At 59.2% G+C, this 23064-nt stretch carries 18 protein-coding genes and 1 tRNA gene; 13 read left to right on the plus strand and 6 right to left on the minus strand.

From position 1 onward, the window contains the following. The first annotated feature begins 46 nt into the window (after positions 1-46). From B2P82_RS08910 to B2P82_RS08950, 9 genes are all read left to right on the plus strand, one after another. Entirely contained in the window at positions 47-649 is a 603-nt protein-coding gene (locus B2P82_RS08910) for a histidine phosphatase family protein (protein WP_290496627.1), read from the plus strand. A 78-nt stretch (positions 650-727) separates the two neighbouring features. After that, positions 728-973, plus strand: a complete 246-nt coding sequence (locus tag B2P82_RS08915; RefSeq protein ID WP_034813920.1) for an exodeoxyribonuclease VII small subunit — start codon at positions 728-730, stop codon at positions 971-973. A 12-nt stretch (positions 974-985) separates the two neighbouring features. Further along, complete coding sequence (locus B2P82_RS08920) at positions 986-1882, plus strand: polyprenyl synthetase family protein (protein ID WP_206992682.1); 897 nt, start codon at positions 986-988, stop codon at positions 1880-1882. Positions 1883-1925: 43 nt separating this feature from the next. Next, complete coding sequence (gene dxs / locus B2P82_RS08925; protein WP_290496631.1) at positions 1926-3848, plus strand: 1-deoxy-D-xylulose-5-phosphate synthase; 1923 nt, start codon at positions 1926-1928, stop codon at positions 3846-3848. A gap of 55 nt (positions 3849-3903) precedes the next feature. After that, positions 3904-4515: a hypothetical protein gene (locus B2P82_RS08930; RefSeq protein WP_290496633.1), complete on the plus strand. Its 612-nt coding sequence runs from the start codon at positions 3904-3906 to the stop codon at positions 4513-4515. Between the two features lie 98 nt (positions 4516-4613). Next, positions 4614-5267 carry a hypothetical protein gene (locus B2P82_RS08935; RefSeq protein ID WP_290496635.1) on the plus strand — a complete coding sequence of 218 codons (654 nt, stop codon included), beginning with the start codon at positions 4614-4616 and terminating at the stop codon, positions 5265-5267. A 199-nt stretch (positions 5268-5466) separates the two neighbouring features. After that, positions 5467-7209, plus strand: coding sequence for a class I adenylate-forming enzyme family protein (locus B2P82_RS08940; protein ID WP_290496637.1), 1743 nt, complete (start codon positions 5467-5469; stop codon positions 7207-7209). An 11-nt stretch (positions 7210-7220) separates the two neighbouring features. Next, the gene (locus B2P82_RS08945) at positions 7221-8231 is read left to right on the plus strand and encodes an aldo/keto reductase (protein ID WP_290496640.1); all 1011 of its coding nucleotides are present in this window, start codon (positions 7221-7223) and stop codon (positions 8229-8231) included. After that, positions 8228-8920, plus strand: a complete 693-nt coding sequence (locus B2P82_RS08950; protein WP_206992688.1) for a DUF938 domain-containing protein — start codon at positions 8228-8230, stop codon at positions 8918-8920. Before B2P82_RS08945 ends, B2P82_RS08950 begins: the two co-directional genes overlap by 4 nt. Here B2P82_RS08950 and metG read toward each other — a convergent pair. Together metG and B2P82_RS08960 are read right to left on the minus strand one after the other, a co-directional pair. Continuing rightward, positions 8911-10641, minus strand: coding sequence for a methionine--tRNA ligase (gene metG / locus B2P82_RS08955; RefSeq protein ID WP_290478961.1), 1731 nt, complete (start codon positions 10639-10641; stop codon positions 8911-8913). The genes B2P82_RS08950 and metG overlap by 10 nt on opposite strands. Before the next feature lie 225 nt (positions 10642-10866). Beyond that, positions 10867-11340 carry an OmpA family protein gene (locus B2P82_RS08960; RefSeq protein WP_206992690.1) on the minus strand — a complete coding sequence of 158 codons (474 nt, stop codon included), beginning with the start codon at positions 11338-11340 and terminating at the stop codon, positions 10867-10869. A gap of 241 nt (positions 11341-11581) precedes the next feature. Between B2P82_RS08960 and B2P82_RS08965 the strand changes: the two genes are divergently transcribed. Further along, positions 11582-11657, plus strand: a tRNA-Thr gene (locus tag B2P82_RS08965). Positions 11658-12095: 438 nt separating this feature from the next. Continuing rightward, complete coding sequence (locus B2P82_RS08970; RefSeq protein WP_035553307.1) at positions 12096-13058, plus strand: calcium/sodium antiporter; 963 nt, start codon at positions 12096-12098, stop codon at positions 13056-13058. A gap of 107 nt (positions 13059-13165) precedes the next feature. On the opposite strand, the gene B2P82_RS08975 is transcribed toward B2P82_RS08970, so the two are convergent. After that, positions 13166-13864 carry a tyrosine-type recombinase/integrase gene (locus B2P82_RS08975; protein ID WP_290496645.1) on the minus strand — a complete coding sequence of 233 codons (699 nt, stop codon included), beginning with the start codon at positions 13862-13864 and terminating at the stop codon, positions 13166-13168. Here B2P82_RS08975 and B2P82_RS08980 point away from each other — a divergent pair. Further along, entirely contained in the window at positions 13818-14387 is a 570-nt protein-coding gene (locus B2P82_RS08980) for an acyl-homoserine-lactone synthase (RefSeq protein ID WP_290496647.1), read from the plus strand. The genes B2P82_RS08975 and B2P82_RS08980 overlap by 47 nt on opposite strands. Then, positions 14384-15424, plus strand: a complete 1041-nt coding sequence (locus B2P82_RS08985) for a phytanoyl-CoA dioxygenase family protein (RefSeq protein ID WP_290496649.1) — start codon at positions 14384-14386, stop codon at positions 15422-15424. Before B2P82_RS08980 ends, B2P82_RS08985 begins: the two co-directional genes overlap by 4 nt. Positions 15425-15470: 46 nt before the next feature. Here B2P82_RS08985 and B2P82_RS08990 read toward each other — a convergent pair whose 3' ends face one another. The 3 genes from B2P82_RS08990 to B2P82_RS09000 form a co-directional block, all read right to left on the minus strand. Continuing rightward, the gene (locus B2P82_RS08990) at positions 15471-17936 is read right to left on the minus strand and encodes a cation-translocating P-type ATPase (protein WP_290496651.1); all 2466 of its coding nucleotides are present in this window, start codon (positions 17934-17936) and stop codon (positions 15471-15473) included. Between the two features lie 1344 nt (positions 17937-19280). Then, positions 19281-19919 (minus strand): response regulator, encoded by a 639-nt coding sequence (locus tag B2P82_RS08995; protein WP_290496653.1) that lies wholly within the window; start codon positions 19917-19919, stop codon positions 19281-19283. Next, a complete protein-coding gene (locus B2P82_RS09000) occupies positions 19916-21814 on the minus strand; it encodes a sensor histidine kinase (protein WP_290496655.1) in 1899 nt (632 codons plus the stop codon). The genes B2P82_RS08995 and B2P82_RS09000 overlap by 4 nt, the downstream gene beginning before the upstream one ends. Positions 21815-23064: the final 1250 nt, after the last annotated feature.

Raw genomic sequence — 23064 nt, forward strand, 5'->3', positions numbered from 1 at the left:
TTTTGGAACAATGGTCACGGGGCCAGCAACAACGAGTATGATTTGTATGGCGATGCCAGACACGACATCGACAGACCGGAAGCGCGGTCCTATCATCATTTCGCGTCACGGTCGCCCGGCCCTCGACCGCACGGCGGGCCCGCGACTGAACTGGAAACAGTATCGTGACTGGTGGGAACGTTACGAGATTGGCCCTCTGGCCGATGACCAGACGCCGCCCGACGGCCTGGTCAAATCGGTGGCCGATGCTGACATTGTTTTTGCTTCTGCGCGCCTGCGTGCCCAGCAGACCGCTGCACGTGCGGCGCCGCACATGCGGGCACTGTTTGACCCGGTATTCAATGAGGCGCCATTGCCTCCTCCCCTTCTGCCGGGTGTGCGTTATTTGCCGAAAACGTGGAATATTCTCGCCCGTGCTGCTTGGCTAAACGGACATGCGCTGGATGGCGAAAGCGTGAAGCAGGCGCGTCAGCGCGCCGCTGCCGCCGCGTCTAAGCTCGACGAGGCGTCCAGTGAGGGCAAGGTCTATCTGGCGGCCCATGGCTGGTTCAATCGAATGCTACGTCCGGAAATGAAGAAGCTGGGCTGGAAGTGTTCGTATGACGGCGGCGACGCATATTGGAGCTACCGCATCTACGAATACCGGTAAATCTGGTCGTGAAGTGGTTGTGGACCTCAGGTCGCCGCTCTAGTGTCACGGGAATTTCAAGGAAGATGAGGCCGAAGAATGGCTGATGCGAAAGAGAAACCAGTCGACAAGCTTACCTTCGAGGAGGCATTGGCCGAACTCGAAATCATCGTCCGCCAACTGGAAGCGGGCGAAGTCGAGCTGGAGAAATCCATCGCGATTTATGAACGCGGCGCGGCGCTGAAAGCGCACTGCGAATCCCGTCTGAAATCCGCCGAGCTGAAGGTTGAGCAGATTGTCCAAGGGGCCAATGGGCCGACCACAGAGTCCGCCAATTTCGACTAAAGGGGCCTCGATATGGGCGAGGCCCAAGAGTTCGAACAGCGCCTGAAAGAGGTGGCCGACCGGGTTACCGTTGCGCTTGACCAGCTGATCCCGCCTGCAGGCGGCCCGGAAGCCAATTTGATGCGCGCGATGCGCCATGCCGCTCTGGCCAATGGCAAGCGTATGCGGCCTTTCTTCCTGCTGGAAACTGGTGCCATGTTCGATGCGCCCGAGAAGACCTTGCTGCGCGCTGCCGCGGCGCTTGAATGCGTACATTGCTATTCACTCGTCCATGATGACCTTCCCTGCATGGATGATGATGATTTCCGGCGCGGCCAGCCGACTGTTCACAAGGCTTTTGATGAAGCGACTGCGGTGTTGGCCGGAGACGCGCTGCTGACATTGGCCTTCAAGATCCTGGCATCAACCGAGACCCATGATGATGCATCCGTAAGGGCTATGCTGATCGAGCGGCTCGCCGATGCATCCGGCGCGCGCGGCATGGTCGGCGGCCAGATGATCGACATGTTGGAATCCGACAGCCCGCGGGATTTGAACACAATCACACGCATGCAACGCCTCAAAACGGGCGCGCTGATTTCCTACGCGACAGAAGCGGCGGCGATTGTCGGCCGCGCCCGGGAAGCTGAACGCAACGCACTGGCGGGCTTCTCCAATGATCTTGGCTTGGCCTACCAGATTGCTGATGATTTGCTCGATGCGACCGGCAGCGAGGACAGCGCTGGAAAGCCCCTACGCACTGACGAGGCGGCAGGAAAAGCGAATTTCGTGACCATTCTTGGCATTGAGGGTGCACGCCAGCGGGTGCGCATTCTCGCCGCACAGGCGAAGGAACACCTCGCAATTTTCCGCGAAAAGGCCCATATACTGCTGCAATCAGTCGATTTTGTGCTCGATAGAACGCATTAAGGTCTGGTCAGAATAACAATTCAAAGATCGAGCTTAAACTGGAATGACCGACGCCCGCCCCAATCGTTTGCTGGATGCAATCAATTCTCCTGCCGACCTTAAAGGCCGCTCGCGGGCGGAATTGAAACAACTCGCAGATGAAGTGCGCGACGAAGTCATCGATGTGGTTTCGGTCACGGGTGGCCATCTGGGCTCGGGGTTGGGTGTCGTGGAGCTGACGCTCGCGATCCATTCCGTTTTCGACACGCCAGCAGACAAGCTGATCTTCGATGTCGGCCACCAATGCTATCCGCACAAGATCCTGACAGAGCGTCGCGACCAGATGCGCACACTGCGACAGCCTGGCGGCCTGTCAGGCTTCACGAAACGCGCCGAGAGCGAATACGACCCGTTTGGCGCTGCGCACGCATCCACCTCCATTTCTGCGGGACATGGCTTTGCGACGGCGCGCGACCTGCAAGGCGGCGACACGCATGTTGTCTGCGTGATTGGTGACGGATCCATGTCTGCTGGCATGGCCTATGAGGCCATGAACAATGTCGGCGCGGACAAATCCCGCCTGATCGTAATCCTGAACGATAATGACATGTCGATTGCGCCTCCGGTCGGCGCGATGAGCAATTACTTGTCTAAACTCGTATCTTCGCGGCCCTATCGCGGTTTGCGTCGGATCGCCAAAAAAGTGGTCACGCCTATCGGGCTGGAAAGTCCGGCCAGGCGCGCGGAGGAGTATTTGCGAGGCTTTGCCATGGGTGGCACGCTGTTCGAGGAACTCGGCTTCTATTATGTTGGGCCAATCGATGGTCACGATCTCGATACGCTTCTCCCGGTTCTCGAGAATGTGAAAGCGATGAAGGATGGCCCGATCCTGATCCACGTCGTTACCCAAAAGGGCAAAGGCTATGCGCCGGCCGAAAATTCGGTGGACAAATATCACGGGGTCTCGAAGTTCTCCGTAATCACCGGCGAGCAATCGAAGCCAAAACCCAAGGCGCCAAATTACCAGAAAGTGTTTGGCCAGACCTTGGCGAAACTCGGAGAAACTGACGACAAGATTTGCGCGATCACGGCTGCCATGCCGTCCGGCACCTCGACCGACATTTTCGCCAAGAAATTCCCGGACCGCCATTTCGATGTGGGCATTGCCGAACAGCATGCTGTGACATTCGCCGCCGGCCTTGCGGCAGACGGCATGAAACCGTTCGCGGCGATCTATTCTACCTTCCTGCAGCGCGGCTACGATCAGGTCGTGCATGATGTGGCGATCCAGAAATTGCCGGTCCGGTTTGCTATAGACCGCGCAGGCCTTGTTGGCGCTGATGGCGCAACGCATGCGGGCAGCTTTGATATCGGATATCTTGGTGCGCTGCCGGGCATGATATGTATGGCAGCTGCAGACGAAGCAGAACTCGCGCGCATGGTCGTGACCTCGGCGCAGATCGACGATGGCCCATCCGCCTTTCGCTATCCGCGCGGTGAAGGCACCGGCGTGGCTGTTCCGGAGAACCCCGAGCCGCTCGAAATCGGCAAGGGCCGGATTATTCGCGAAGGCACGACGATTGCGATACTGTCTTACGGCACGCGCTTGGGCGAAGCTGAAAAGGCTGCTGAAATGCTGGCTGCGCAGGGCTTGTCTGCCACGGTTGCGGATGCGCGCTTTGCCAAGCCGCTGGACGCCGAACTGGTCGAACGATTGGCGCGAGAGCATGAGGTTCTGGTCACTATCGAAGAAGGTGCGACGGGCGGCTTCGGCAGCTTTGTGCTGGAACACCTGGCCCGCATAGGCGCGCTCGACAATGGCCTGAAAATCCGCCCAATGACGCTGCCAGATGTCTTCCAGGATCAGGATAGCCCATACCAGATGTATGAAACGGCTGGCCTTAATGCCCGTCACATTGCCGCCAAGGCGATTGAAGCTCTGGGCCGCGGTGACATTGCCGAGATCAACCGGTTGGCCCGGGCCTGATATCTATCTGAAAAGCAATTTGCGGCGCACGGCGAACCGGTCTTATGTGCCGCGCATGAGACGCTTTCCATTCTATACTTCGATCAGCGCCGCGCTATTGCTGGCTGCCTGCGCCACTGCGCCGGAAGCAGCCGATACAGGGCCGCCACCGGAAACGGTCATTGCGCAGGCATTGGCGGATTCTAACCCGTACGACGCCGAAGCGATGTTAAGCGAATTGCTCGCTCGCAATTCGCTGACGGCCGAGCAACGCGTCCAGGCTTTGTATCATCGGGGCAGCTTGCGCCGACAGGCGGCAGATAATCGGCTGGGCGCGATTGAAGATTTCGAAGCCCTGTTGAAGATCGCGCCGGATCACGCCCTTGCGGCGAATGCGCGAACGGAACTCGATTATGTCCGCACCGATGTAGAGCAAATCAAGGTGTCGATGAACCGGTTCCTTACGCTCGCTCAATGGTTTGACGGAACTTGGACCTTGGGTGGCCATGAAGAGGCCGTTGCGCGCTATCGATCGTCAGGCTTGCCGCCGACCCCTGAGCAGGTCGAAACACTGGTCGCCGCAGGCTATATCTGTGAGGCAGGCGAGTCGGATGTCCGCTTGCACGAGTTCGGTGAAGACCGGGATGATCTCACCGGGCTGGAATGGTGTGCAGACCTGACCAGTTGAAAGGTCACATAAAATCCACATTACCGCCCTGTCAGCGCACGCCTTGAGCGACTACGACTAGGCACTGAATTTCTTCTGTTCCCTGTTGGAGATGTCCCATGATTCGTTCCGGCCTAATCGCTGCTGCTACCGCTCTGGCACTTGCAGCTTGTTCTTCCACGTCCGGCTCGACCGAGGCAACGGGTGCCACAGTCGCGCCAATGACTGAAACCATGACCAGCTACGCGCTGGCGATGACCACGGTTGAGGGTCTCGAGGAGGCTGGCAACACTCAGACCGCCATCGACCGCCTGACCCAGCTTTCAGGCGATCCAGAACTGTCGCGAGAGCAACTTGCCGAGACACTCCTGCGCCGCGGCGAGCTGCGTGCCAGCCAGTCAGGCTATGATGTGATGGGCGCGATCGAGGATTTCGAAGAAATCGTGAACACGCTCGATGATACAGCGGTGTATACGAAGGCAGTGCCTGCGCTTGCGACGGCGCGTGGCAAGGCAGATTCGCTGATGACGGTGTTGAACCAGCCCGAAACCACTCGCCAGCAAAAGTTCGATATACTGATGCAACTGGGCCGCCATGAGGATGCTATCGATCTCATGATTGCCAGCGACCTGACGCCAGACAATGAGACACTGATCGCCATGTACCAGATCGGCTATCTCTGTGAGGGCGATGAGCTGACCGGACGCAGCTACGATGCTGTCGAGCCGGATGGCACCAACCACGCGCTGCGTTTCTGCGATTTCGGCAAGTAACCGCTCTTAATCGATCCAGAACTTTTCGCCGTCGATACGACTGTTTCTATTTCGGAACGGGCGTGTCGGCGGCGTACTGCGCTTTGGGACATGATTTTGCCCCCGCTCTCGAAAAATTGTCGGATGAACGGTCAATTTTTCCTTCAATACTTTGGGGTGGCGTGATTGTGTGGACAAAACACACATCCAGAGGAAACCCATGCCCGCAGACACTTTGCCAAACTGGCCCGCCATGTCCATCGCTCAGGCGAATGAGATGCTCGCGGCCGAAGGTTCCCCGCTAGAACTCATGGACGCTGTCATCAATGGCGTCGAAATGAAAATCTACAAGAATGCGCCGCCGACCATTCCACTGGTGCTTCAACTCGCCAGCATGCAATACGCCGACCGTGACTTCATTGTATATGAAGATGAGCGCGTGACATTTGATGCCCTCGCCCGAGCCGTCGTCAAACTCGCCGCCGTCATGCGTGACAAATATGGTATCGAGAAGGGTGACCGCGTCGCCATCGTCATGCGTAACTATCCGCAATGGCCCGTCGCCTTCTTCGCTGCCTCCATGCTTGGCGCCATTGCCACCCCAATGAACTCCTGGTGGACCAGTGAGGAGCTGGAATACGGTCTGTCTTTCGCTGGCGTGAAGCTCGCCTTCGTTGACCCACAAATCTATGAGCGTGTCAGGACGGAATGGGAAAAGTTGCCGGACCTGAAAAATGTCATCATCGCGCGCGACCCGGAAGGTGAGTATGGCGACCCGCGCGTGTCACGGATGGAAACATATGTTGGCGGGGCCAATGAATGGGCCAATCTGCCAGAAGTGTCGTGGCCAGCTATTGATCTGGAGCCGGAAGACAACGCAACGATCATGTACACGTCGGGAACGACCGGGAAACCAAAGGGCGCATTGGCCACCCATCGCGCGGTCGTTTCCAACATGTTCAATTCCATGACGTGTCAGGCCCGTATGTTCCTGCGCAAGGGCGAACCTGTACCTGAGCCTGATCCAAACGAACAGCGCGCGACCTTGCTGGCGATTCCGTTTTTCCATGCCACGGGGGCTTTCGCGATCCTGATCCCATCCCTGCTGCGCGGCGACAAGATTGTCTCCATGTACAAGTGGGATGCGGGTAAGGCCCTGCCGATCATCGAGGAAGAAAAGGTTACGGCTGTCGGGGGTGTCCCTGCCATTGCCTGGCAATTGCTTGAACATCCGGACAGGGACAAATATGATTTGTCCTCTATCGCCGCAATTTCCTATGGTGGCGCACCGTCGGCGCCCGAGCTTGTCTCGACCATCAAGAAACGCTTTCCGGATGCGGCCCCTGGCAATGGCTGGGGCATGACGGAGACGTGTGCCACGGCGACACTGAACATCGGCGAAGACTATGTGAACCGTCCGGGGAGTGCGGGCGCACCGCCCAAGGCTGTTGAGCTGAAAATCTGCGATCCTGACGGCAATCCCGTGCCGCAGGGCGAAGTTGGCGAACTCTGGTGCAAGGGCGCGATGAACTGCAAGGCCTATTGGAACCGGCCGGAAGCGACTGCCGAAACTTTCCGCGAGGGCTGGGTAGTGACAGGAGACCTTGCGCGTCTGGATGAAGAGGGCTTCCTCTATCTCGTCGACCGGGCCAAGGACATGCTGATCCGCGGTGGTGAGAACGTCTACTGTATCGAAGTCGAGAATGCCCTTTATGAGCACCCGGCTGTGATGGACGCGGCGGTCGTCGGCATCCCACACAAGATTCTTGGGGAGGAAGTCGGCGCTGTCGTGCAACTGAAACCCGGCATGCATGTTACCGAAGACGAGTTGAGAGCGCATGCCGCCAGTCACCTGGCTGCGTTCAAGGTGCCCGTGAAGGTCCTCTTCATGACCGAGCCCCTGCCACGCAACGCGAACGGCAAGATCCTCAAGCCCGTTCTCCGGGAACAGTTCGTCTCATAAGGACCCACAGCATGACTGCGAAACGACGTATTGGAGACCGGGAGGTTTACCCGGTTGGCCTTGGTTGCATGAACATCACGCATGCGTATGGCCCGCCGATGGATGAAGCGGATGCGAAGGGCTTGCTCGTGCGCGCGCTGGACCTCGGCTACGACTTTCTCGACACGGCAACGCTCTACGGCTTCGGGCGCAGCGAGGAGCTGATCGGACTGGCGCTGAAGAATAGAAGGGACAGTTATTTCCTCGCAAGCAAATGTGTGTTGGGGTTTGATGGTGGCCAGCGGACGCTGGACGCGAGGCCGGAAAGCATAAAGGCCGCCTGCGAGGCCAGCCTGAAGCGCCTGCAGACAGATGTGATTGATCTCTACTACATGCACCGACCGGATCCGAATGTGCCGATCGAGGACTCGGTTGGCGCATTGTCTGACCTGGTACAAGAAGGCAAAATTCGCATGATCGGCTTGTCGGAAATGGGCGAAGCCGATTTGCGCCGCGCGCACGCCGTGCATCCGATTGCGGCAATGCAGAGCGAGTACTCCCTCTGGGTTCGCAACCCGGAAATCGCCATCAAGGCGGCGTGTGAAGAACTGGGCGTGGCGCTCGTGGCCTTCTCGCCCGTGGGACGCGGCTTCCTTGCCGACCCGCCGGTTGATCCGGCGAAATTCCATGAGTCGGATTTGCGGGGATCCATCTTCCCGCGCTTCACGCCAGAAAACTATGCCCGGAACCTGCCCCTGTTGGACGAGGCACGGGCCTGCGCAAAAGAAGTGGACTGTTCAGTAGCGCAATTGGCGCTCGCCTGGACGCTCGCCAAGGGAGATAACATTCTCCCGATCCCGGGTACGACCAACCTCGCTCATCTTGAAGAGAACTGGCAGGCAGGCAGCGTCCAATTGTCGGAAGATATGGTTGCGCGGCTGGATGCATTCTTCTTGCCGGAGAAAGCCGTTGGTCCACGCTATAACCGTTTGGGGCAGGCGGTCGTAACCACGGAAATGTACCCCTTCGAGCAAACCCGATGACAAATGGGACTGATGGGGACTACCCAAAGTCCGAAAGCGGCAAACCAGTCGCTCTGGAGGCCCGTGGCACCGAGGGAGACGGTCGGCGGTACTCGCCATCTGTTGCGCGCAATCGCGACCCGATCCTCAGCGTGTTTCGTAACCATGTCTGTAAAGGCGGGCACGTTCTCGAGGTCGCTTCCGGCACTGGCGAGCATGGGACTTACCTGACCCAGGCGCTTGGCGACCTCTACTGGACTTATTCAGACATTGATGCGGAGAGCCGCGCCAGCCAGAAGGCATGGAGAGACGCCAGTTCGCATGATCGACTGGCGGGGCCTGTCGTCGTAGACGCTTCCAAAGGTCAGTGGGGAGACGTGGAACGGCCCGGCTATTGGGACGCCATAGTCTCAATCAACATGATTCATATTGCGCCTTTCGAGGCTGCGTTCGGCCTCATTGCGGGCGCTGGCAGACTTTTGAAGCCCGGCGGTAAGCTGTTCCTGTACGGACCCTTTGCGCGGAACGGCGAGATCGCACCGTCCAACGCGGCATTCACCGAGAGCCTGCAATCGCGAGATTCCGCTTGGGGAGTCCGCGACCTGGATCGTCAGATCATCCCGCTGGCCGAAGAAGTTGGTCTGTCCGTCGCGAAAATCATCGAGATGCCGGCCAACAATCTGAGCGTCATATTCCAGCGTCAGGCCTGATCACTCCCGCCAAAACGTTCGGTCCATTCTTCGACCTGGCTGTCTTCGATCTTCTGGAACAACACGTCCGGCGGAGATATCTCCATGCCCGGCGGCAGGCTGTTCAACAGGCCGGGAATGTCGCGGAACCTGAAGCTCCGATGCTCGTCGGGAATACCGAGCGCATCGAGAATTTTCTTGCCCGCGTCAGGAATGATCGGCAGTGCGAGAATACCAAACAGGGCCGCGAGGTTCAGGCCCGTGCGTACGCCGACAGCAGCCGCATCCACATCTGACTTGTACTTCACCCACGGCTCGGCCTTGGTAAGATACTCATTGCCGGCAGCCCAGATCGCGCGGGTCTCGGCTGCGGCCTTGCGGAACTCCATCGCCTCATAATGTTCGATCAGACGTGGCAGGCGCTCCTGCAGCTCCGCCGTCATCCACGCTTCGGCGTCGCCAGCCTCGCCTGTCTCCGGAACCTTGCCGTCGAACTTTGACACCGTGTACTTGGTGATCCGGTTGACGAAATTACCGAGTACGTTGGCGAGGTCGGAATTCACCGCAGACTGGAAACCTTCCCAGGTGAAGGCAGCATCCGAGCCTTCTGGCGCATTTGCGATCAGATACCACCGCCAGTAATCAGCTGGCAGCAATTCCAGCGCTTGGTCCATGAATACGCCGCGCTTGTTCGACGTTGAGAACTTGCCGCCATACCAAGTGACCCAATTGAAGGCCTTCAGCTTGTCGACCGTCTTCCATGGTTCTCCGGAGCCGAGCAGCGTCACGGGGAAGCTGACCGTGTGGAAGGCGACATTGTCCTTGCCCATGAACTGGACGTACTCAGTTTCGTCGGCGCCCTTGTCGGTGCGCCAGAGGGCTTCCCAATCATTCCCGGTCGCTTCGGCCCATTCCTGCGTGGCCGCGATGTATTCGATAGGCGCGTCGAACCAGACATAGAAGACCTTGTCTTCATAGCCCGGACGCGGATTGCCATCGGCGTCCAGCACCGGCACGCCCCAACTCAGATCGCGCGTGATGGCGCGGGCGATCAGGCCCTCATCCAGCCATTTGTTGGCGATGGAAACGGCAAGGCCAGGCCATTGGGCGCCCTTGCTGTTCACCCAGTCGCGAATCTTGTCCTGCATCTGCGTTTGCAGCAGGTAGAGATGGTTGGTGTCGCGGATTTCGATATTCTTGCTGCCGGAGACCGAGGAATACGGGTCAATCAGGTCGACCGGGTCCAGGAGCCGTCCGCAATTGTCGCACTGGTCGCCGCGCGCCTTTTCGAAGCCACAGGTCGGGCAGGTGCCCTCGACGTAGCGGTCGGGCAGGAAGCGGCCATCATCGACAGAATAGACCTGTTTGGATGTGCGCTCTTCGATCAGTCCGTTCTGTTCCAGAACTTGCGCGAAATGCTGGGTCAGTGCGCTGTTGGCAGGGCGGGAGGAGCGTCCAAACCAGTCATAGGACAGGTTGAAACCCTCGCCTGCGGCGCGCTGTATCTCGTACTGCTCGTCGCAATAGGCCTGGACGCTCATCTCGGCGGCCTGGGCGGCCAGTTCAGCTGGCGTGCCATGCTCATCTGTGGCGCAGATATAGGTCACGTCATGGCCCATCAGTCGCATCACGCGGGAATATACATCCGCCGGCAGCATGGAGCCTGCCAGATTACCGAGATGCTTGATGCCGTTGATATAAGGCAGGGCGGACGTAACGAGAATGCGCCGGGTTTGCGTCATGGAGATGCGGTCTTTCCCAAATAGCGTTGCGGGCAGGTCGGGCCGTGTGCCCGGTTGCCCTGCACCTTTTAGCGATGCGCGCCGGAAAGGAAAGAATTGTGACGCCTTAAATAACAGGGCAGTCCGTCAAAAAGAACGCCCCGAACACGCTGCAAGGCGCTCGGGGCGAGGGGTTCCAGGACGCGGTGAGGAATCCTGGACTTTCCGGGAGGAAAATTTGTAGGCCTACAGGCCGTAGCCGGTGGCGGCTGTCACGGTAAGATCGACGCGGCGCGCCATAGGGAATGTGAGGGCATCTGACGGGTTGGCTTCAGCGGCCGACACAAAGGCCGTGCGAATGTCACGCGCGCGGATTCCACGGGCGTTCAGGGCTTCCAGCACCACGGCGGCGCGGGCTTCAGACAGGCTGGTGGCCGCCATGTCGTCGATAGCATCGGCTGATACGACACTAGCCTCGATGTCCGATACGGCGCATCCGGCAAGCTGGTCGCCAGCCGTGTTGAGCGAGCGAACCGCATAAGAGGAAAGGACTGATTCCTGCTTTGAGAAATAGACGGTGATTTGAGTATCCTGGCAGGTCTTTTCGTAAGGAACATGAACAGGCTCAAGGGGCGGAGCCTTCGGGGCGTCCGACATGGCAGGGAATGCCAAGGCGATTGCGGCGATGCTGAAGCCGGCCAGTATCTGTGCGCGTTTCATTTCCAGTATTCCTTCAGGCTCTTGTGTCGTCTGACACCCATCAACGCCACATCTTGGTGTGTGGTCTCCTGAAGGACTGGATAGACTTCCTTTGAGGCGGAAATATGCGTCCATCAGGGCGAATGGGGCAGAGTTGGGGAATTTGAAAGAAATCGGCTCCGGAGCGAACTGATGACAATTTGACTGGAACACCCGCTTGCGCCGCCGCTCTGATCGAAGTAGTGACACCCATTCCAGCGTGGCCGGCTTAGCTCAGCTGGTAGAGCATCTGATTTGTAATCAGAGGGTCGCGGGTTCGAGTCCTGCAGCCGGCACCATAGGAAACAAGGCACTAAGCCGATTTCGGCAGGAATTCAGAGACCGAACTGGCGCGCAATTGGCGCGCAACTTGGCACAAGAAAAGGCCGATCGCCTCTGTAGCTTTCGTGAGGTATGCAGGATTGATTAGCTCACAGGTTTCTGTCGTGGAGTGATGCGGGGTAATTTATCCCGCGACTTCTCACGTGCACGAAGGCTGTGAGTGGCGGTCGGGTCAGTTTCCGATTTTGGCGAATTCGCTCAGTTGGGCCCTATCGTTTCGATTGGCCAGAATGGACAATGGTCACTAAGCAGGAACGGCAGCTAATCGAAGCATGGTGGCCTCCGAAGCGAAGAAGCTCATCGCTCTTGCAAAAGCTGGTCGTCACTTCCACTTATTGTGTCGCCGGTCAGACCGACGACTCCCGCACGGGTGACAGGCCTTCTCGGCGGGATCCATGGGCATTGCACTTCTGATTATCGGCGGCCTTCTGGGCCTTGTTTTTGGCGGTGACCTCCTGGTTCGCGGCGCCGTTGACCTGGCGCGCAGGATCGGCCTGTCGCCATTGGTCATTGGGCTGACGCTTGTCGGGTTCGGCACGTCCACACCCGAACTGGTGACCAGCCTGCAAGCCGCCTTTGTCGGCTCGCCCGGTATTGCGGTGGGGAATGTGGTCGGCAGCAACATCGCCAACATTCTGCTCATCCTCGGCGTCGCTGCATTGCTCGCGCCTGTCGTCATCGACAAGGCAGCCTTCAGGCGGGACGGAACCGTGCTTGTCCTGTCCACACTCATGTGTCTGGGCGCGGCCCTATTCGGGCGGTTTACGCCGGCGATCGGTGCCGTCTTTGTCCTGACATTGATAGCCTATCTCGCCTTCACGCTTCTTCAGGAACGGCAGGCAAGCGCCTCGAAGCCAGAAGTTGACGTCGTTGGCGAACGGCAAAAGCAGTCTGGTAGCGTCTTGAAGGATCTCGCTTTTATCGCTGCCGGTCTCGTGCTCACGATCCTCGGGGCCCGCTTTCTGGTGTTCGGTGCCATCGAGGTCGCTCAGGCGTTCAAGGTGTCGGGAGCGGTCATCGGCCTTACCATTGTCGCCGTCGGCACATCCCTGCCGGAACTGGTCACGACCATCGCTGCCGCCCGCCGTGGCCAAGCCGACATCGCGTTCGGCAACATTGTCGGCAGCAACATCTTCAACGTCCTGTTCATTCTCGGCGCAACCGCGCTCGTTCATCCTATCGCCGTGCCGGCCTCCATTGCCACATTTGACATTTGGGTGATGACAGGCGTTACCGCACTTTTGCTCCTAGTTGCCGTGACGCGCTGGCGCATCAACCGCCTCGAAGGAGGCGTCCTTCTTGGTGCCTACGTTGCCTACAGCGTTTGGCTCGGTTCGGTGGCCGGTTCCTTGCCCTGATTTTCTAGACCTAAATTGTAGTGAAAGCTGGCTTCATAATTCGGTTCACCCACGACCTGTTTCGTCCGCGAGACCATAGACTCGCGGACTCGCGCAAGAGCAAAGACTTAGTTTCGTTCCAGCAAGAATTCCGAGATCGTACTGGCGCGCAATTGGCGCGCAACCTGGCATAGGAAGAGATCGATCGCTGCAGTCGCCTTGGTCAGGTATGCTGGATCGAAGGGGGCGTAGATCTCTGTCGTCGTGTAGTCAGGCGCCTTGTGTCCAAGTTGAGCTGCAACTTCCCATGCCGGAACGCTCTTCATTCTGAGCCAGCGCGCCATCGTGTGTCGGAAAGAATAGGTCTGCACGTTACCCGGCAAACCTGCTGCCGTCCTCGTTGTTGCCCAACTCCGTTTTACGCAGTCGACGCCTGAGCCTTCGTAGAGGATCAGGGGATCCCTACTGGATGTCTGTTTGCGGGCTTCGACATAAGGCACAAGTTGATCAGGGAGCTTTACAGTTGGACGGTATTTCTTCGTTTGCGCCCGGCCCTTGGGATTCAAGTTTATCAGCCTGTGTTCAAGATCAATCTGGGTCAAGCTGAGGTCCAGGATGGCACCAGTGCGGGCAGCAGTTCCTACCATGAATGCAATCAGGACGCGAATGTGCTGTTCGTTGGCGGCATCGAGAAGTCTGGCGACTTCCTCGACTTCAAGCGGGCGTCCCTTGGGTGCGGGCTTCGGCGGATTGACCAACTGGACATAAGGCACCGAGGCAATGTCGCCCCGCTTCCAGGCCCAGTTGAGCGCAGATTTTCCGATCATCAGGGAAGGCTATGACAAGGACCAGTTTGATACGGATGCAACCGTCTACGTCCTCGTCCTGTCTGAAAGCGGTGAAGTCAGAGCCTGCTCGCGGCTCAACCCGACGGACCGGCCGCACATGCTGAGCGAGCTTTTTGCCGACTATTGCGATCTGCAGCCCTATCCGGTCGGGCCGGATGTATGGGAATGTTCCCGCTTCGTCACCGACCGCAGCAGAATGGCAGATCCCGTCGACGATTTCCGGACCAGATGCCGTCTCGGTCTCGGGCTCACGGTCTGGTGTCTCGATCATGGCGTTTCCCGGCTCAGCTGGCTCACCCACCAGAAGTTCTATAACCTCGTCCAGCGGGTCTGGAGCACAGAGCCCCTCGGCCTGCCGCGCCGGGAAGGCGATGACTGGGCCTGGATCCCGGCGGTTTCGCAAATCGACAAGGCGACGCTTGACCGGCAGCTGGACCGTTACCGCAATGCCGAAACGATCGTCGCGGAGTACATGGCGCCAAAGCTCAGGGCCTCGGCATGAACGGGATGCGGAATGCGGCCGTTTCCGCCGCGGAGAAGGAAGCATTCGAGCGCGACGGGGTCGTCTGTCTGCGCGGCGTGCTCACGCCGGAAGAGGTCGAACATCTTCGTGGAGCCGTCGCCCGGCAGATGGCGCGCCTGGGCCGGTCCGGAACCGGCTACGACTTCGAGGCACTTGCCAAACATATCTGGAACCTGCCTCAGCCTGTCGAGACGGGAGCGGCCGACCGGTTCGACAGGCAGGCCATGAAGGCCCTGATCCATAGCGACGGACTCGCGCGCCCGCTTCTGGAAGAGGGGACATTGGGACAGGAAGGTCTTTTTTTCTACGATGTTGCAGCCTGGAGTACGGAACGCGGCGTGCGCGAGGTCGCCTTCGATTCCCGTCTGCCGGATATTGCGGCAGATCTGCTCGGCGCGCGCTATCTGAATTTCTGGGAAGACACCACGTTCGTGAAAGCGCCGCATACCCGCCAGAAAACGGCATTCCACCAGGATCTGGCCTATTTCCAGATCAAGGGCACGCAATGTGTCATTGTCTGGATACCGCTCGATCCCGCCGGAAACGACAATGGGGTTCTGCAATATGTCCGGGGGTCGCACAAATGGGGGGAAACCTACGCGCCGAATGTCTTCGTTTCGCAGACACCGGTCCGGACCTCACCCGAGCCGCGGTGTCCCGACATCGAAGGGGCTCCCGGGGCGTTCGATATTGTCTCTTTTGACGTCGAACCGGGCGATGTCATCATCCATCATGTCATGACAGTGCACGGCGCCGGCGGCAATCCGTCGGACCGGTGGCGGCGTGCCGTCTCCTTTCGGTATTGCGGCGATGAAGTGCGGTATTTCGATCGTCAGGGGGCTATCCCGCAGGTCGGAGTCGCCCATTCTCTGTCGGATGGCGACCGGCTCTTTTCTGCCGATTACCCTGTGGTCTGGCCAAAACCTTGGCCAGGGTTCCGCCTTGCGGATGCATATGACCTGGCCGGGCCTCGCGCCATCGATCCGGAACGCCCCTCCGGGGCCGATGCGGCATAGGCGCCACAAGCAGGAGCCCGTCAAGAAAAGACCATGAGACAGCGGGCTACTCTCTGTTTCTACCCGCTGCGCGCGTTGCCGGTCTTGCCCAGTAGGCACACGCGCCAACCAGGATGGCGGCCAGACAGACGATAACCCAATCCGGCCAGCGCAGAGGCGCCAGATGAAGGAAGCCGGCGACCGGCTCAATCTGACTGAAGAACAAGACGGACAGGAGCGGCGCGATGGCGGCGATCCGGGCTGCACGCGATCGCCACAGCGTAAGGGACGCCGTAACCGCGGAGCTGCTGGTTGCAAGGATCGCCATGGTGATCGCCCTCGCATGTGAGACGTCTGAATCCGCACCAAATGCCATCATGTATGCCCACAGGAGTGTGAGCGTGCATAAGAGTCCTGCGAGCGCAATCCGGAGCCATTCCGACCCCGAAAAAAACCGCAGGCGCCTGTCGTCGTCCATGGGCGTGAGGCCGGGACCTGAGGCTTCGTTCTGGAAGACCAGCATGGCGGTCGGATGAATGATCAGTTCCATCCAGACAATATGGATCGGCAGGTAAAGCAACGGGTAACCGAGCAGGGGGATCAGGGCCGCGGTCGTGACCAGCGGAGCATGGAGGATGAGGAGGTAGACGAAGCTGGATTTGAGGTTGGAGAAGAGCAGCCGCCCTTCTGAAATGGCCCGCACGATGGTTGCGAAATCGTCGTCGAGAAGGACGATCGACGCGGCGTCCCTGGCTGCTTCCGTGCCGCGCAGACCCATGGCGATGCCGACATCCGCGCCGCGCAGGGCCGGGACGTCGTTTACACCGTCTCCTGTTACCGCAACGCGTTCACCGCATTTGCGCAGTGTCTGAACGAGTGACAGTTTTTGCGAGGGTGTGCATCTCGCAATCACTTCAAAACCGGTCAATTCCGATCCTTCACGGAACCGGGCATCGAGGTCCTTGCCATCAATGGCCACTGGCGCGTCCCCGCCAATGCCGATAGCACGTGCAATGGCCGCTGCCGTCTGAGCATGGTCGCCTGTCATCATGATGATCCGGATGCCTGCCTCCTGCGCCTGGCGCACGGCCTCGGGGACGCCCGGTCTGACCGGATCGGAAAACGCCAGCAGGCCGCAAAATCGAAACCCTGTTTCAGGCTCAATCCCATTCCAGTTCACGATCTCCTGTTCGGCGATCCCGATCACCTTGTGTCCGGATGAGGCGAGTTCATCGACGCGGCGCAGCCAGTATTCCGGGCCGTCATTGTCCGGCAGGGACATTGCGAGCACCGTTTCAGGCGCGCCCTTCATGGCGAAAAGCCAGCGGCTTTCATCGATGCGCCGGGCGGAGGTCTCCCGACGCCTGTCCTCCGTAAACGGAAAGGTCTTTTCGTCCCTCCCGGTGATCGCGGATGCCTGCTGCAGGATGATCAGATCGAGCGGATCTGCCGTTTCAATCCGGGAAGCCGTTGCCGCAATTGCCAGGAGGCGGGCGGGAGTGACGCCCGGGGCGGGTAGCGTATCGGACAGTGCCAGCCGGCCTTCCGTGAGGGTGCCCGTCTTGTCGGTGCAGATGCAGGTTGTGCGGCCGATATTCTCGACAACCACCGCCCGGCGAACCAGCGCCCGGCGCCTCGCAAGACGGTACACGCCAAGACCCAGATAGAAACTGAGGACGACCGGAAATTCTTCCGGCAGCGCGGCGATGCCAAGCGTCGCCGCACTCAGGACTGCATCGGCAGGTCCGTAGCCCTGCGCGATGCGGATCCCCGCCAGAAGGATGCAGAGCGCCACGGCAATGACGAGCAGAAACTGTACAAGCCTGATAACGGCTTTCTGGAGCGGCGTGCGCTCCTGTGACAGGCTGCGCGACAGGCTCGCAATTTCGCCGTAAAGGGTTTCAGTCCCGGTGAACACGATCCGGATCCTTGCCGAACCTGTCAGGAGCCGGGAGCCGGCCATGACCCAGTTGTCTTCATTGACGGGAAAATGCCCGCCGGGCGGATGGGCAAGCGCGGCCTTGCGAACGGGGAGCGCTTCGCCCGTCAGGGAGGATTCGTCCGCCTGCAGGTTCGAGCCGGACAGGATCAGCCCGTCTGCAGGAAAGTAGCCGCCCGCCTGAACAAGGACGAGGTCGCCCGGCACAAGTTCGACGGAGGGTATTCTTGTTTCCTTGCCGTCGCGAATGACGTCCGCATTCGAGGCAAGGCGCGCCAGCAGACCCCGGGTGGATGCCTCTGTGCGGCGATGCAGGAAAACAACCATGCCGATGATCGGAAAGATCGCCGCAGCCAGGATGATTGCTTCCGAATATTCGCCGAGACACAGGAACAGGATGGCGGTTCCAACAAGGAACCAGATCATCGGGTCTGCCGCCGTGCGGCGAAGAATTGCGATCCATGGCGGCGGGCCATCTTCGATGATGGTATTGCGGCCGTAGAGAGACCGGCGTTCCGCAATCTGACTCTGGTCCAGTCCGGCCTCCTGGCCGGACAATCCGTCTATCCGATCAAGGGGAACATCGCGGTGCAAGTGCGGCTCCGGTCCGGCTGGTTTGCTCCGGAGCGTAGCGGTCCGCGCCCTCGCGCGAAATGCCGGGCATACGATTTTTGCGGAGTTTCTGCCGGATTTGACAATTCGCAAGAGCGCCAGCGGATGACGGGGTTAAATGAAACCACCCTGGCAAGGAGTTCAAGCCGGAGACGCCAATTCGGAAACGTCCAAGGACGGGGAAGAAGGCGGCAAAGCACCGGTAGGACCGTGATCGGTCAGGGGAAGGTTCACTGGATGGCAAAACTGGAGCAGGCGTATGCGCCAGCTCCAGGATGAGCCACCAGCGAACTGATCTTTTTGCGATCGGAAGCAGATTTCCGGCGCCATATGATTTGCATCCATTTTTGATCGTAAGATTGCAATTGGAGCGTCAGGCAGTTCCTACCCGGGTACAATCGGGGCGCCGCTCCAAAATCCGGCAGAGCGAGCCTATCCCGACCATATTCATGCGCGCGATAACAAGCTGCTCTCGTCGCGCCTGTGGAGACCGTATTTCGGAATGCGGCGCGGCGTGCTGATCGCCAGCAGATTCAACGAAAGCGAAGAGGTGCCGACATTCAAACCGGACTGACTCACGCCCACCGGTAACACACGAAACGTCTAGTGGACGATCCGCCCGAAGAATGGGTCCAGACTGGCGATCGCCATCATCTACCGGATGGCTCTTGCCGCTGAAGGCGAGGTGGCGGAATTCGTGATGTGCACGACGCCGACCAATGAGGGCATATCAAAACTCATGACCGGGAACTTGACCATCGCATGCCGGCCGTGCTGCAGGAAGAAAACCTTGCCGTCTGGCTCGGCCAGACTGGCGCGGGCCCGGAAGGCCTCCGAGCCTGCCTCTCTCCGTATGAAGACGAAGGTGCTCGGGCGATGGTGGCCGGAAGGCCGCCGTAGAATTTCCATCGCCAGACCGGTACAAGGGGACTTATTCTGAGGTATTTCAGGCAAGGAGTGTCCTGTAGCGACCGGACACGAGGTCCTGTCCACGGACACAAGCGCGGTGGTTTTCATTCTTTCTAGACCGGCCGGGCGCGCGGCTGCAGACGCTGAGCCCTCCGCGCGTGGAACCGGGCTGGAAGGCACGTTTGGAACGGGCACGAACGCCCCTAGCATGGCGGATGCGCGTTGGAAGCAACTCTATGGAATGAGCGCGCCGACCTATTCGAGCAGCAGCTCGTCCTTCAAGCCGGCGCGGATGGAGAGTGCTTCGCAGACTTCGGCTGAAATCCGAGACAAATATCATTGCACACATTACGCCATGAAAGGCAGCAATACTAGCGCATCGGTCTGCCACATAATGCTGGTCAGCAAGTTCGTGGGTCAGGCTTGCGTCAGGCCCAAACGGGCGGCCTGGAGTGCGGCTTCAGCCCGGCTGGAAATGCCAAGCTTGGCATAGATCGACTTGATATGGCTGGCCACCGTGCTTTCGCTGAGTCCTAACGCAAGCGCGGCATCGGCGTTCCTGAGGCCCCGGCCGATCAGGCCGAGCACTTCCCGTTCTCGAGGCGTGAGGTCGCTGCCATCATCCTGCGTCACGGCCGTCTTGCGAAAGTGTTCAACAATTCGGCGCGCAATTGACGGTGACAGGGCGGGAAGACCCTGTTCGATCAGGGTTAGCTGCCGGACGAAAACATCCCTAGGCGAGTCCTTCAAGAGATAGCCCTGCGCCCCCTGCGACAGGGCAGCGATAACGGATGCATCATCCCCCATGACCGTTGCCACGACGATGGTTGTTGCCGGCCGGCTGGCGGAAAGCGCGGAGATAATGTCAGTTCCGGAGCCGTCGGGCAGGCCGAGATCGATTATCGTGATATCGAACTTATGGCCTTTGATGGCATAAACTGCTTCCCGAACATACGCCGCCTCCCGGATCCCGCTGCCAGGAAAAGATGCTTCGGCCGCTTCGCGGAGCCAGGCTCGCGTTTCAGATATGTCTTCGACAATGAGAATAGATTTCATGACGCGGCAACCTCATGCTGAAAACGCGCCTCCAGCAGCGCGCCCTTTGTCCCTTGGCCAAGTTGAAACGCACCGCCAAGGCTTTCTACGCGGGCCTTCATGTTGGCAAGTCCCTGGCCGAGCCGGGCGGTAGCCATGTCAAAACCTGACCCGTCATCTTCAATCACGACTTCCACGTGATCCGGCGTAATCCGAAGGCGGACATTCAGGTGCTTCGCCCTCGCATGCTTGATCGTGTTGCTTGCTGCTTCACGGATCAGGGACCGGAGCGCATGCACGGTAGAGGGTGCTAACCGGATGCCGGCATCTGCCTGCAAGCTCCAGCGGAGTGACACGCCATGGGGTTCCAGACGCTCAGCGGTTTCGGCACGAAAATCCGCCAGAATCTCGTCAAGCGGCAGGATTGGACTCTGAGCGTTGTTGATAACATCCCGCAAATCGGCCAGCGTATCCCGGATCATGGCGTCTTTCCGATCTGGCGTCGCAGAGTGCAGCGCCCTCATGAGCTGGGCGCCGATATTGTCGTGAATATCCCGAGCGATCCGCAAGCGTTCTTCTGATACCCCCCGGTCATAGGCCGACCGGCTGGACTCAGCGTGTTCCATCAGCCGGACGAGGTGCGTGACCACGTCTGCATCGCGGGGCGTGAATAGGGAGCGTCCATGATTGGCATGCAGAAGCATGAGAGACGGCACGCCAGCGACCCCGGGGATGCCGAGGCTGATGCCCTCGTTGCCAAGCCGGGGGTCCGAGATTGCGTCTTCTGATTCGGCAAGTTCGAGGGGCTGGAAGCGATTTTGAAGCAACACTTTCCAGCTGGCCGCGCGTTCCTGCTCGGTGGGCTTCAGGGCGGCATCCAGGACGAGGTGAAACAAGTCATCATCATTGGCAGGGCGCCGCTGAACGACCCTCCGCCAGAGACTGTCGCGCATCGGCAAATACACTATGGCGACGAGCAAAAGCGAAACCCCGAGTGCCTGCTCCGGATCAAGGGTGAGTAAACTGACCAGGGCAATGTCCAGTAGTATCAGTGCGAGCGCAGCCGAGGCGTAGAAAACAAGACGGTATGCCCATACGCCCAAATCGAACAAACGATACCGCATCAGTCCGACAGCGAGGCCGACATAAATGATCAGGAAGAAACTGAACGCGTAGTTCTCCAGAACCATCGGACTGAAGCCGAGCGTAATTGGGGCGGCAATGGTCGCAATAAAAGCGCCAGCGCCGAGCAAAGTCGATGCACCGAGCCACACTGCAATGGCTCGCTTGCGCGGGTCTCTGGCTGATGATCGGATCTGCCAGACTACAGCGACGACGATAGCGAGCATTTCGAACGTGGTGATGCGCTGGACTTCTGCGAAATCCTGGAACGGTCCGAAGGTGCGTAGCAAGGTCCAGGCACCGAAGCCGAATACAGTCAGGGCGCTCAGCGGCTTCCAGTATGTCACGCGCGAAGGATAGACCAGAAAGAGACAGGTCATGATGATGCCAAAGGCTGAAGCCCCCAGCATGTTGACGGCCCATATCCATGCAATCGTTCCCTCTGCCATGGGAAGTAAAATCCACGGGGCAAAGGACGAGAAACAAAATGCCAGAGTGGCGAATCCGCTGGCCGCAAATAGAACCGCCGGAAAATTCAAGGGCTTTAGCGCCCAGACCCAGGACGAAATGAGCCAGGCCAGAAGCCCCGTGCAGAGCGATGCCCAGATGGCCGGATGGATCTGTTGAAGCTGTCGCCAATGCACCGGCGACCAGCTCCAGCCAGTTGCAGGCTGCAGGACAACCAGAACCATGCCCAGGAACATGAGCACGCCTGCCGCTGACAGCAGGACAAGTCGAATCAGCGGCGTCTGGAAGATAAGCGTGTTGGCATTCATTTCATGCTGACCCATCATGATTACAGGCGTCTAACCTGTGACAGCGAGGATTATTCTGGTGACTTTATGATCTAATCTGGCAAGGCGCTGCCACACTTCCGGGACCCCCCCCCCCGTTCAGGGGATAGCGTGGCTGGGGTATCAAGGCTAGTCTTTTGGCACTTGTCAGGATGGGTGGGGATGCACGTTTGATGAGTGGGCTACAATCCTTGGCTCAAGGCCCTGCCTCGTCTCTCGGCAGGGCCTTGAGATTTTGCTTATCCTGTCAGATCACGGGACCCGAGGCCATTGACCGATTCTGTGTCACGTTTGCTGAGAGCCAGCACTGGAGCTCCGTACCCAATAGCCTGAAAGAGCATCTGGTCTTTTCTGCGCGGGAAACGCCACCCGAAGCCAGAGGCGGGGCGTAGTGGGACGAGGGCGAATCGTACCCGGCCACCGGCTGATCCTGTCACTGACCTAATGAACTCACTGAGCGGTCCGGTCCTTGAGCCCATGACCAGGCTCAGGGTCAGATCCACAGGAGATCATGCAAAACACACATTCGTTCAACTGCGCGCTTCTTGGCGCTGCGTTACTCTCGTTTGCGCCGATTTTCGCTCTGAATATGGCTGCTGCGGATCCGATATCCGAAGGGCGGGAAAGTCAGATCCTGGTACCGACGCAGGAATTCGGTAGCCATCCTGGCCGGTTCGGCCACAGGTGGCTTGCCGGAGACCTTCTCCTCTATGTTTCCTGTACGGGGCGCGGTTGCGCGAAGCCGGGAATGTGCGGCCGTGCTCTTCCGCAAAGACTCCGGGGCGCTGTTGGAACGGTTTCTCGCTCGGAAATGTGTGGACGACCGTATCCGGTCACTTGCGCGTTCTTTTAGCGATCTTCAAGACGTCGCCTCCTGCCTCCTGCTTCCACCGGGCGCGCGCGTGGGGCGTTTGCCCCTGATTGTCGAAGTCCATCTTGGCATGGTGCCGCGCTGTGAAGCCCGTACGCCGATCCTCTCCTATCCTAACCCGTATTCTCCCTATTTTTTGAGCTGGGCGGGGTTATGCCTATGCCCTTATCATCCTGCCGCTTGACTAAATCGGCACACAGGTGTTCCCTGTCAGCGACCATGAGACAGTTCGGTCAAATTGCTTAAGGAGGATTTCTGGCACATCGTAGCCCGCCAAGGGAGCGAAGATGAGACAGAAATCCGGGCCGGACGGATCGGCCGAAAAACATGTGAAGGAAATCCGCTGGAAGACCCGGCTGACCTGCTCCCCGAAAAATCC

Origin of the sequence: Hyphomonas sp. UBA4494 (assembly GCF_002388935.1) — a bacterium.
Lineage (GTDB): Bacteria > Pseudomonadota > Alphaproteobacteria > Caulobacterales > Hyphomonadaceae > Hyphomonas.

What these genes read in the sequence shown, in the direction of transcription:
- B2P82_RS08910 (WP_290496627.1), top strand. Translation starts at nt 47, where the DNA reads ATGGCGATGCCAGACACGACATCGACAGACCGGAAGCGCGGTCCTATC.
- B2P82_RS08915 (WP_034813920.1), top strand. Translation starts at nt 728, where the DNA reads ATGGCTGATGCGAAAGAGAAACCAGTCGACAAGCTTACCTTCGAGGAG.
- B2P82_RS08920 (WP_206992682.1), top strand. Translation starts at nt 986, where the DNA reads ATGGGCGAGGCCCAAGAGTTCGAACAGCGCCTGAAAGAGGTGGCCGAC.
- dxs (WP_290496631.1), top strand. Translation starts at nt 1,926, where the DNA reads ATGACCGACGCCCGCCCCAATCGTTTGCTGGATGCAATCAATTCTCCT.
- B2P82_RS08930 (WP_290496633.1), top strand. Translation starts at nt 3,904, where the DNA reads ATGAGACGCTTTCCATTCTATACTTCGATCAGCGCCGCGCTATTGCTG.
- B2P82_RS08935 (WP_290496635.1), top strand. Translation starts at nt 4,614, where the DNA reads ATGATTCGTTCCGGCCTAATCGCTGCTGCTACCGCTCTGGCACTTGCA.
- B2P82_RS08940 (WP_290496637.1), top strand. Translation starts at nt 5,467, where the DNA reads ATGCCCGCAGACACTTTGCCAAACTGGCCCGCCATGTCCATCGCTCAG.
- B2P82_RS08945 (WP_290496640.1), top strand. Translation starts at nt 7,221, where the DNA reads ATGACTGCGAAACGACGTATTGGAGACCGGGAGGTTTACCCGGTTGGC.
- B2P82_RS08950 (WP_206992688.1), top strand. Translation starts at nt 8,228, where the DNA reads ATGACAAATGGGACTGATGGGGACTACCCAAAGTCCGAAAGCGGCAAA.
- metG (WP_290478961.1), bottom strand. Translation starts at nt 10,641, where the DNA reads ATGACGCAAACCCGGCGCATTCTCGTTACGTCCGCCCTGCCTTATATC.
- B2P82_RS08960 (WP_206992690.1), bottom strand. Translation starts at nt 11,340, where the DNA reads ATGAAACGCGCACAGATACTGGCCGGCTTCAGCATCGCCGCAATCGCC.
- B2P82_RS08970 (WP_035553307.1), top strand. Translation starts at nt 12,096, where the DNA reads ATGGGCATTGCACTTCTGATTATCGGCGGCCTTCTGGGCCTTGTTTTT.
- B2P82_RS08980 (WP_290496647.1), top strand. Translation starts at nt 13,818, where the DNA reads ATGTCGCCCCGCTTCCAGGCCCAGTTGAGCGCAGATTTTCCGATCATC.
- B2P82_RS08975 (WP_290496645.1), bottom strand. Translation starts at nt 13,864, where the DNA reads ATGATCGGAAAATCTGCGCTCAACTGGGCCTGGAAGCGGGGCGACATT.
- B2P82_RS08985 (WP_290496649.1), top strand. Translation starts at nt 14,384, where the DNA reads ATGAACGGGATGCGGAATGCGGCCGTTTCCGCCGCGGAGAAGGAAGCA.
- B2P82_RS08995 (WP_290496653.1), bottom strand. Translation starts at nt 19,919, where the DNA reads ATGAAATCTATTCTCATTGTCGAAGACATATCTGAAACGCGAGCCTGG.
- B2P82_RS09000 (WP_290496655.1), bottom strand. Translation starts at nt 21,814, where the DNA reads ATGATGGGTCAGCATGAAATGAATGCCAACACGCTTATCTTCCAGACG.